Here is a 9,927-nt window from a genome sequence, read left to right as displayed (position 1 = left end):
TCCCCGGGAAAGCGCGATGAACCAAAAAAAAGGCGCCCTCGCGGGCGCCCGTGCAGCGTCGCGTTACAGCACGTAGCGCGACAGGTCTTCGTTGACGGCCAGCGCGTCGAGGCGCTCGTTGACGTAGCCGGCGTCGATCGTCAGGGTCTGGCCAGACTTGTCGCTGGCCGAGTAGGAAATCTCCTCGAGCAGCTTTTCCATCACCGTGTACAGGCGGCGCGCGCCGATGTTCTCGGTGCGTTCGTTGACCGAATAGGCGATCTCGGCCAGGCGATGGATGCCGCCCTCGGCGAACTCCAGCTTCACGCCCTCGGTCGCCAGCAGCGCCTCGTACTGCTTGGTCAGGCTGGCGTGGGTGGCGGTCAGGATGCTCTTGAAGTCCTCGATCGACAGCGATTCCAGCTCGACGCGGATCGGGAAGCGGCCCTGCAGCTCCGGAATCAGGTCCGAGGGCTTGGACAGGTGGAAGGCGCCCGAGGCGATGAACAGGATGTGGTCGGTCTTGATCATGCCGTACTTCGTGTTCACCGTCGTGCCCTCGACCAGCGGCAGCAGGTCGCGCTGGACGCCGGCGCGCGAGACGTCGGCGCCGCCGTGTTCCGAACGCGAGGCGATCTTGTCGACCTCGTCCAGGAACACGATGCCGTTCTGCTCGACGTTGGCGATGGCCTTCTGCTTCATCTCGTCTTCGTTGACCAGCTTGGCGGCCTCTTCGTCGATGAGCAGCTTCAAGGCCTCCTTGACCTTCATCTTGCGCGGCTTCTTGCGTCCGGCCCCGACGCCGGCGAACATCGACTTGATCTGCTCGGTCATTTCTTCCATGCCCGGCGGCGCCATGATTTCCATCTGGGGCGCAGCGTCCGATACCTCGATCTCGACTTCCTTGTCGTCGAGCGCGCCTTCGCGCAGGCGCTTGCGGAAAGTCTGGCGGGTGGTGTCTCCGCCTTCCTTGCCGTCGCCATTGCTGACGTTGAAGCCGAAGTCGCGTGCCGGCGGCACCAGGATGTCGATGATGCGGTCTTCGGCCGCGTCCTCGGCGCGCTGGCGCACCTTCTTCATTTCGCTGGCGCGGGTCTGCTTGATGCCGATGTCGATCAGGTCGCGGATGATGGTGTCGACGTCGCGGCCGACATAGCCCACCTCGGTGAACTTGGTCGCTTCGACCTTGATGAAGGGCGCGTCGGCCAGCTTGGCCAGGCGACGCGCGATCTCGGTCTTGCCGACGCCGGTCGGGCCGATCATCAGGATGTTCTTCGGCGTGATCTCGTGGCGCAGCGGTTCCTCGACCTGCTGGCGCCGCCAGCGATTGCGCAGGGCAATCGATACCGCGCGCTTGGCCTTGCCTTGGCCGACGACGTGCTTGTCCAGTTCCGACACGATTTCGGAAGGGGTCATATTCATGAGTTGGTTCATTTCAGGTTCCCTGTCGGACGCTCAGTCGAGCGTCTCGATGATGTGCGACATATTCGTATAGATGCACAGTTCGCCGGCGATGGTCAGCGCCTTCTTGACGACGTCGGCCGGGGCCATGTCCGTGTTTTCCTGCAGGGCCTTGGCGGCCGACTGCGCATAGATGCCGCCCGAGCCGATCGCGCCGATGCCGTCTTCCGGTTCGAGCACGTCGCCGTTGCCGGTGATGATCAGGGTCTTCTCGCGGTCGGCCACCAACAGCATGGCTTCCAGGCGGCGCAGGACGCGATCCGTGCGCCAGTCCTTGGCCAGCTCGACCGAGGCGCGCAGGAGGTTGCCCTGGTGTTTTTCCAGTTTCGCTTCGAAGCGGTCCAGCAGGGTAAAGGCGTCGGCCGTGCCGCCGGCGAAGCCGCACAGCACCTTGTTCTGGTACAGCTTGCGCACCTTGCGCGCCGAACCCTTCATGACGACGTTACCCAAGGTGACTTGTCCATCGCCGCCGAGCGCTACCTGGTTGCCGCGCCGGACGCTGACGATCGTCGTGCCGTGAAATTGTTCCATATTTGCCTCGTGGTTGATCTGCTCACCGCAAGTGGGGATGTCATATGAAATTGCAAGATATTGACGTGTCGATCGTCAATTCTTGCCTATTCGGCAAGAGTGTGATCGTAGGGTGGGCACCATGTGCCCACCGAGCGCAGACGCAGTGCCGACATTTGGCGGGCACATGGTGCCCACCCTACGGTTATGATCAATACTTGTGGGCGTAGAGACGCACCTGCCCGCCCGCACCCAGCAGCCGCAGCAGCACGGCGACGACGTGGTTCAGGTCGCGCAGCACGACCTCGCGGCCATGGCCGGCAATGCCGCGCAACTGGGCTGCCAGCGCGTTCGCGGCCGCGTAGTCGATGTGCGCCAGGCGCGAGCAATCCAGCACCAGCGCCGGATGCTGGGCCGCGTGCGCGGCGATGGCGTCGAGGAGCGCCGTGGCGTCGCCGCGGATGGCGGCCGGCAGCAGGAAGCGGTCGGCCGTCGGCCCCGGACTGGCGCCCAGGCTGATGGCGGCCAGCTTCGGCGCTTCGAACGAGGGCGGCGAGACTTCGAAGGTGAGGCAGTAATCCATCGCCGTTTCCTCGAAATCCTTTTCGCGGTTGGCCAGCAGCAGCAGTTCCAGCAGCAGCAGCCAGGGCGCTTCGGACGCGGCGCGCTCGCCGATGGCAAGCATCGGGCGCAGCAGGGCGGCGAGCTGGTCGGCGCCGGCCAGCACCAGTTCGCGTTCGCTGCCGCGCAGCGTCTGCAGGGCGGACAGCAGCAGGAAGCAGCCGGCCGGGGTGGCGTCCGTCACCGCCTGGAACTCGAAACGCACCAGCGGACTGGGGGAGGACGCGAGGGCGCGCGCCAGTTGCGGTCCGATCGATTCGTCCAGCCTGCCGGACAGGATCGCGGTCGGCACGGGGCCGGCGAACTGGCGCGCGGGTGCGGCGGCGCCAGGCGCGGACAACGGCGTCCAGGCCGGCGGCGACGTCTCGAAACGGCTCGCATAGTCGATCGCGACGCTGTCGAACTCGCGTTCCAGGCCCATGACCTGGTACAGGTCGAATAGCATCCACCAGGGCTGGCGCTCGCTTCCCGCTTCGGCCAGGCTGGCGCGCAATACCAGGCAGGCGGCGTCGAGCTGGTCGTTGGCGTACAGGATGGCGGCTTCCTCGACGGCCGGCGCGCTGGATGGCGCGGCCGCCGCATCGGGCAATTCCTCGGCGCCCAACAGGCTGTCCGCGTCGGGTTCCGGCGCGGCGGCCGCGGCGATGCCGGACGCCGCGGCGGGAACGCGGCGCTTGCCGGCCCAGGTCTCGTCGTCGAAGATGTCGGCGATCATCTCCAGCTCGATCTCGTCGATCTTGGCGGCGGTGGCGCGCGCGATCTCGCGCTGGCGCTCGCGTTCCTCCTCGGTCTCGAGGCTCATGCGCGTGGACGGGCCGGCGAGGGCGGGCGCTGGAGTGGGCGCAGTAGCGGGCGCCTGAGCAGCGGCGGGCGCATCGTTCTTTTTCTTCAGGAAGGAGAAAAAACCCACGTGTTCCTCGTCGGCGGAAATCCAGTCGACATCGCGCTCGGCAGGGCCGGGATGCCGGTCGAAACAGTAGCACGGCCACGCGCGCTGCATGGCACGCACAACTGCGTTGCGTCAATCGCCGCGTGTGTCGCACGCGCGGCTGTCGCTCGTGTCGCTAGTGTAGACGATAGGAAATGTCTCGTGCATATATGTGCACGGGCCTGAAAACAAAAAAGCATGCGACAGGCGCATGCTTTTTCGTGGGGCGCGGCGGCGATCAGTCGCCGTAGAGCTTCTGCTTCAGTTCGCGGCGTTGCTGCGCTTCCAGCGACAGCGTGGCGGTCGGACGGGCGATCAGGCGCGGGATGCCGATCGGTTCGCCGGTTTCTTCGCACCAGCCGTATTCGCCGGTCTCGATCGAGGCCAGCGACTGCTGTACTTTCTTGAGCAGCTTGCGTTCGCGGTCGCGGGTACGCAGTTCCAGCGCGTGCTCTTCCTCGATGGTGGCGCGGTCGGCCGGATCGGGGACGAGTACCGTTTCGCGCAGGTGCTCGGTCGTCTCGCCAGCATTCTTGAGGAGTTCCTTTTCGAGCTCCTGGAGGCGGTTCTTGAAGAACGCCAGCTGTGCCGGGTTCATGTAGTCGTCGTCGCTCATGGCCCGAATTTCTTCTTCCGTCAGGAGGCGTTCTTCGGGCTGCGCAACGGTATTCGGTTTGCTTGTTTTAGTCATGACTTCACTTACCTTTGATACGACAGAGTTTCCATTTTAACAGCTAACTCGGCGCTGACCCTGTTGCTGAGTTGTGCGCGCGGGTGGCTACCGTAAGGCGCGAAACCCCTCCGCGCCTGCCCTGCCTTTCCGTGTGACAGGGCTTTTCAGTCCATAGAACCGGGCTAGTTTATACCAAACATTGTTCCAATCCGCGAATAAAGACGTCTTGCGGTAAATTTTTACCAATAAATACCATCTTGCTGCCACGCGCCTCGTTTTCCGCCCACTTTGCACCCAGGTCGCTGCCCATGATTTGATGCACGCCTTGGAAAACGACCTTGCGATCCGCCCCGGCCATCAGCAGCACGCCCTTGTAGCGCAACATGTTGGGGCCGAATACTTGCACCATGCTGCCAAGGAATTGATCCAGGCGCTCGGGGTCGAAGGCGCGCTCGCTCTTGAACACGAAGGCGGCGATGTCGTCCGTGTGGTGGCTGTGGTGGTGGTCATGGCCGTGGCCGCATGCCTCGGTGTGCTCGTGATCGTGACCGCAGCCGGGGCCGTGCTTGTGATCATGATCGTGGTCATGGTCGTGCTCGGCGGCGAGGAAGTCCGGATCCAGTTCCAGCTTGTCGTTCAGGTTGAAGCCGCGCAGGTCGAGCACTTCGCCGATCGGCGCGCGGCCGAAGTCGGACGTGCTGATCGGGGCGCGCGGATTGATGCGGCGGATGCGCGCCTTGAGCGCCTCGAGCGCGGCGGCATCGACCAGGTCGGTCTTGGACAGCAGGATCTTGTCGGCGAAACCGACCTGGCGCTGGGCTTCCTCGTGGCGGTCCAGCTGGTCCATGGCGTGGCGGGCGTCGACCACGGTCACCACCGCGTCGAGCAGGTAGTGGGCGCCGACTTCCTCGTCGACGAAGAAGGTCTGGGCCACCGGACCCGGATTGGCCAGGCCCGTGGTCTCGATGACGACGCGGTCGAAGTTCAGCTCGCCGGCCTCGCGCTTCTTCGCCAGGTTGGTCAGGGCGACGATCAGGTCGCCGCGCACGGTGCAGCAAATGCAGCCGTTGTTCATCTCGACGATCTGCTCGCTCGGATCCTGCACCAGGATCTCGTTGTCGATGTTTTCCTGGCCGAATTCGTTCTCGATGACGGCGATGCGCAGGCCGTGCTGTTCCTGCAGGATACGGTTGAGCAGCGTGGTTTTGCCGGCGCCGAGGAAGCCGGTCAGGATAGTGCTCGGGATCAATTCCATATGTCGTCATCCAATCAGAAGGGCCCGATGGGCTCCGGAGAATCGATGGATTATGCCGGAATTTATGGAATGTCACCACCAGCCACGGATGCGGCCGTATTCGCTCAGTCTTTGCCTGAGTCTCTGCGTTTGGCGCGCGGGTGGGCCTTGTCGTAGACGGCCGCGAGGTGCTGGAAGTCGAGCGCGGTATACACCTGGGTCGAGGTGATGCTGGCGTGGCCGAGCAGTTCCTGGACGGCGCGCAGGTCGCCCGACGATTGCAGCAGGTGCGAGGCGAAGGAGTGGCGCAGCACGTGCGGATGGACGTGCACCGGCGCGCCGGCCTTCTGGGCGTGCAGTTTCAGGCGCTGCTGCACGACGCGCGGACTGATGCGGGTACCGCGCGTGCTCAGGAACAGCGCGTGGCTGCCGTCGCGCGCCGGCGGGCGCACGGCCAGCCAGGCGGCCAGCGCGGCGCGCGCCGGTCCGCCCACCGGCACCCGGCGCATCTTGTTGCCCTTGCCGGTGACGACGACTTCCCCGGCATCCGCCTCCAGCCAGCCGAGCGAAGCCGGTGCGTGTTCGCCGGCCGCCACGTAGCGCACGTCGAGCCCAGCCAGCTCGGAGACGCGCAAGCCGCTCGAATACAGCAGTTCGAACATGGCGCGGTTGCACAGTTCGGCCGGATCCGGATGGCCGTGCGCATGGTGTTCCATCAGCTGCACGGCATCGTCCACGGCCAGCGCCTTCGGCAGGCGTTTCGGACGGCGCGGCGCGCGCACGCCGTCGACCGGGTTGGCCGCCAGCGTCACCTGGCGCGACAGCCATTCGAAGAAGCCGCGCCAGCCGGACAGCTTGCGGGCGATCGAGGTCGGGCCCTGGCCGTCGGCGTGCAATTTGGCGGTGAAGCGGCGGATGTCCGCATGGGTCAGGCGCGCCCAGTCGGCGTGGCCGGCCAGGCGGGCCAGTTCGGCCAGGTCGCGCCCGTAGGCGGCAATCGTGTGCGGCGAGAGCTGGCGCTGGGTGGCCAGCTCGGCCAGGTAGCGGCCGGACCAGGCATCGGCGGCCGCGATGTCCATCAGGCGCGCAGCGGCGCCAGCGCGGTGCTGGCGGTCTCGCCGATGTGGACGAGGAAATCGGTCGCCATCGCGGCGCCGAAGCGTTCCGGATCGTTCGAGCCCAGCACCAGGAGGCCGAAGGCGGTGCCGCCGGCGCGCAGGGCGACCAGCGCGGTCGAGCGGACGTCGTCGGCGTTCTCGAGCCAGCGCACGGCTTCGAAATCGCGGTTCGGGCCGCAGTAGGGCGCGCGCAGGCTGCTGGCGAACAGGCGGGCGTCGTCGCTGACGCCTGCCGTGTAGGCACTGCCTTCGTGGTCCGGCTTCAGGTTCCACAGGCGCAGCGTGGCTTGCGGGACGATGAAGTGTTCGACCAGGCCGTCGGCGACGGCGGCGGGCATGGCGGCCGCGTCATGGGTGCGCAGCAATTGCTGGGTCCAGCCGTGGAAGCGGTTGGCGATCGCCGCGTTTTCCTCGGCATGGCGCGCCAGGCCGGCCATGCGCAGTTCCAGCGCGTTGTACTTGGCGCGCATGACTTCCATCTGGCGCTCCTGCAGCGACACGGCACGGCCGGTCAAGGGGCTGGACAGCCTGACTTCGCCCAGCAGGGCGGCGTGTTCTTCGAAAAACTGCGGGTGGTCGGCCAGGTACTGGGCGACGGCGGTGGAATCCAGGAGAGCGCTCATTGCTGCGTGGTCGTGTTGCAAAAGTTGGTCGCTCATTTTACCTGACCGCAACGATTGCCATGCACAAAAACCTGGCGGACGGGGCGCCCGCGCCACGCTTTGCGCCGCCGGGAGCCGCCTAGAACCGGTGCCGCACGCCCAGCTGGAAGGCGCGCCCGTCTTCGCCGGGGAACTTGGTGAAACCGCCCGGCGCACCCGCCGTCGCCGGGCTGTACTGCGCCTCGTTGTCGTTCTTGATGAAGGACGCCACCGCATAGATGTCGGTGCGCCGGGACAGGTAATAGTTGTAGCCGAGCGCGAACAGGGTGGCGTCGCTGTCGGACGGCGTCTGGTCGTCCTGGTGCGCGACCGATGCCACGATGCGTCCCGGACCGCGCCGGTACTGCAGCCCGACCTGCACGCTGGCCGCATCCTGCTGGCTGTTGATCGTGATGTTGTCGACGAACACGGTGCGCAGGGCGGCCGCCGTGGCCGCGCCCAGCGGCGCCAGCGCCGGCGCGATCTGCGCATCCCAGCCGGCGATATAGGTCGGCAGCCAGGCCGAGTTGCGGTTGCGCTGGTCGTGCCAGCCGGCGAAGAACTTCCAGTCTTCCCACAGATACGAGCCGCCGATGGTGGTCGAGCGCAGGCTCGGCGCGCCGCGCGGGTCGTAGCCGTGGTTGTGGCCCACGCCCACGTCCCAGGGACCGGCCTTGTACGTGAGCGCCGCGCCCCAGAACTTGTTGTACAGGCCGAGGTAGCCGGAGCCGCGCCCGGCCACCATCAGCGAACCGCCCAGGCCCGAGGGCAGCGCGATGCGGCACTGCAGGGCGCGCTGGGAACGGATGTCGGCGCCCAGCGCCGTGAAGCCGGCCGTGCCCCCCGTGACGCTGCCCCAGGTGCCGCCGGTGCCCACCTCGAAGGCGTCGGCGGCGGCGAACACTTCGTAGCCGGGCGTGTACATGCGTCCCAGCAGGATCGCGCCGAACGGCGTCACCAGGCCGCCCATCGCGGTGCGGTCGAACAAGGCTTTTTCCGGATTCACGGCGGGACCGCCGGGCGGCTGCAGCGATCGGCGCACGGCGGCCAGGATGGGCGCGGGCAGGGATTCCATGCCGCGCGTGAGGTAGTAGCCCTGGTTCTCGTTGACCAGCGTGGGCCACTGGGTGCCGGTATCGAGTTCGATCCGCGCCTCGAGGTTGAAGACGGCCTTCAGGCCGCGCCCCAGTTCCTCGCTGCCCTTGATGCCCAGGCGCGAGCCGTCGGCGCCGCCGCTGATGATCTTGGGCGAGGAGCCGCGCTGCCACATCACGCCGGCGTCGGCGATGCCGTAGAGTTGGACGCTGGTCTGGGCCGGCGCCGCGGCGGGCAGCAGGGCGGCGGTGCAGATGGCGGCGCGCAGGGACTTGTTCATCGCTCCTCCTTCACAGGGCAGCGGCGGCAGGCAGGAACGCCGTGCCGTCTGCCCGGACAGCATGGGCGCGGGCGCCGGCGCCGCGTTTAAGCTTGTTCAATGAAGTGGCGGGGTGTGGCGCGGATCGGACGAGCGCTGCGGATAGCGGGGCCGAATGCAACAAGGGCGGACCCGGTTGCCCAGGTCCGCCCTTGCGGATCGCGCTGGCGGGGCGAGGCCCCGCGCTCGTGTCGCGATTAGAACGAGTGGTTGATGCCCACGTCGTAGTAGTTGACGGTCGGGACGCCAGCCAGGCCGCCGGTGACCGGGTTGATGATGTCCTTCTTGCGCGATGCGTCGATGTACAGGTAGGTACGCTTCGACAGGCTGTACTCGTAGCCCAGCGACATCTGCTTGGTCTTGGCGACCGAGTTGTCCTGGTCCTTCTGGCCGTAACCAGCCAGGATCTTGCCCGGGCCGACGGCGTAGGTCGCGCCCAGCACCCAGCCCTTGGTATCCGGACGGATGGTGTTGATGTGCTCCTGGTTCTGCTTCGAGAAGGTCGCCATCAGCTTCAGTTCCGGGGTCACGGCGAACGATGCGGCGCCCGACCAGACCTTGGTTTCGACGCCGTTGCGCTCGTAGGCCAGCATCGCTGCCGCCGGGCCGTTGTTGTAGGTACCGGCGACCGAGAACGGGTTCACCGAAGCCTGCGAGTTGGCAGCGTACGATGCCGCGCCGACGCCCTGGCCGGTGATGGCTGCGCCGCCGTTGGCTTCTTTCGACGCCCACGATGCGTTCACCTGGAAGCCGCCAGCGACCGGCGAGTTATAGAAGATCGCGTTCGAGATACGGTTCTGGTTGGCCGAGCCCGGGGTGCCGTTGCCGTAGCGGGCATCCAGCGGAGCGGACACGAAGCCGGCGACCGAGATGTCGGTATAGAAGCCGGCCTGGTTCGGCAGGCCGTGCCACGGTTCGAACGAACCGACGATTTCCTGGTACGGGGTCAGGCCGCGACCCAGGCGGACCATACCGAAGTCGCCCTGCAGGCCGACGCGGCTCTGGCCCTGGAACAGCGGACGGTTGTTGCCGTTTTCGGTGGTGCCGGTGTCCGGCTCGTAGCGCATTTCGATCTGGAACAGTGCTTTCAGGCCGTTGCCCAGGTCTTCAGTCCCCTTGAAGCCCAGGGTGTTGGCAGCGCGCTTGCCGATGTTCAGGGTCTGGCCGGAGCTCTTGTTGACGCCGACGTCGATGTTACCGTAGATCTGAACCGAGGTTTGAGCGTGTGCTACGCCGGCGAATGCGCCCAGCAGAGCGACTGCCAAGAGTGATTTTTTCATCTAGTTATGTCCTTATAAAATGAATCGAAGGAATCCGGAGAGCATTGAGATTTTTATTAGTTTCTGAA

The 9,927-nt window shown here is 66.2% G+C and carries 9 protein-coding genes; all 9 read right to left on the bottom strand.

Going from position 1 to position 9,927, the window contains the following annotated elements; genetic code table 11:
* Nucleotides 1–63: 63 nt before the first annotated feature.
* The gene (gene hslU, locus QPK32_RS23790) at nucleotides 64–1,401 is read right to left on the bottom strand and encodes an ATP-dependent protease ATPase subunit HslU (protein ID WP_290415258.1); all 1,338 of its coding nucleotides are present in this window, start codon (nucleotides 1,399–1,401) and stop codon (nucleotides 64–66) included.
* A gap of 33 nt (nucleotides 1,402–1,434) precedes the next feature.
* Complete coding sequence (hslV, locus tag QPK32_RS23785) at nucleotides 1,435–1,971, bottom strand: ATP-dependent protease subunit HslV (RefSeq protein WP_290415257.1); 537 nt, start codon at nucleotides 1,969–1,971, stop codon at nucleotides 1,435–1,437.
* 190 nt (nucleotides 1,972–2,161) lie between these two features.
* The gene (locus QPK32_RS23780) at nucleotides 2,162–3,481 is read right to left on the bottom strand and encodes an STAS domain-containing protein (RefSeq protein WP_290415256.1); all 1,320 of its coding nucleotides are present in this window, start codon (nucleotides 3,479–3,481) and stop codon (nucleotides 2,162–2,164) included.
* 256 nt (nucleotides 3,482–3,737) lie between these two features.
* Nucleotides 3,738–4,190, bottom strand: coding sequence for an RNA polymerase-binding protein DksA (gene dksA, locus QPK32_RS23775; protein ID WP_308632666.1), 453 nt, complete (start codon nucleotides 4,188–4,190; stop codon nucleotides 3,738–3,740).
* A gap of 169 nt (nucleotides 4,191–4,359) precedes the next feature.
* Nucleotides 4,360–5,427, bottom strand: a complete 1,068-nt coding sequence (locus QPK32_RS23770; RefSeq protein ID WP_290415254.1) for a GTP-binding protein — start codon at nucleotides 5,425–5,427, stop codon at nucleotides 4,360–4,362.
* A 104-nt stretch (nucleotides 5,428–5,531) separates the two neighbouring features.
* Nucleotides 5,532–6,485 carry a tyrosine recombinase XerC gene (gene xerC / locus QPK32_RS23765; protein ID WP_290415253.1) on the bottom strand — a complete coding sequence of 318 codons (954 nt, stop codon included), beginning with the start codon at nucleotides 6,483–6,485 and terminating at the stop codon, nucleotides 5,532–5,534.
* Nucleotides 6,485–7,147 (bottom strand): DUF484 family protein, encoded by a 663-nt coding sequence (locus QPK32_RS23760; protein ID WP_290415252.1) that lies wholly within the window; start codon nucleotides 7,145–7,147, stop codon nucleotides 6,485–6,487. The genes xerC and QPK32_RS23760 overlap by 1 nt, the downstream gene beginning before the upstream one ends.
* Nucleotides 7,148–7,265: 118 nt before the next feature.
* Complete coding sequence (locus tag QPK32_RS23755; protein WP_290415251.1) at nucleotides 7,266–8,540, bottom strand: porin; 1,275 nt, start codon at nucleotides 8,538–8,540, stop codon at nucleotides 7,266–7,268.
* Nucleotides 8,541–8,776: 236 nt separating this feature from the next.
* A complete protein-coding gene (locus tag QPK32_RS23750) occupies nucleotides 8,777–9,859 on the bottom strand; it encodes a porin (protein WP_290415250.1) in 1,083 nt (360 codons plus the stop codon).
* Nucleotides 9,860–9,927: the final 68 nt, after the last annotated feature.

The organism is Massilia sp. YIM B02763 (genome assembly GCF_030412015.1).
GTDB lineage: Bacteria > Pseudomonadota > Gammaproteobacteria > Burkholderiales > Burkholderiaceae_D > Telluria.
This window is presented reverse-complemented; position numbering and strand designations above follow the sequence as displayed.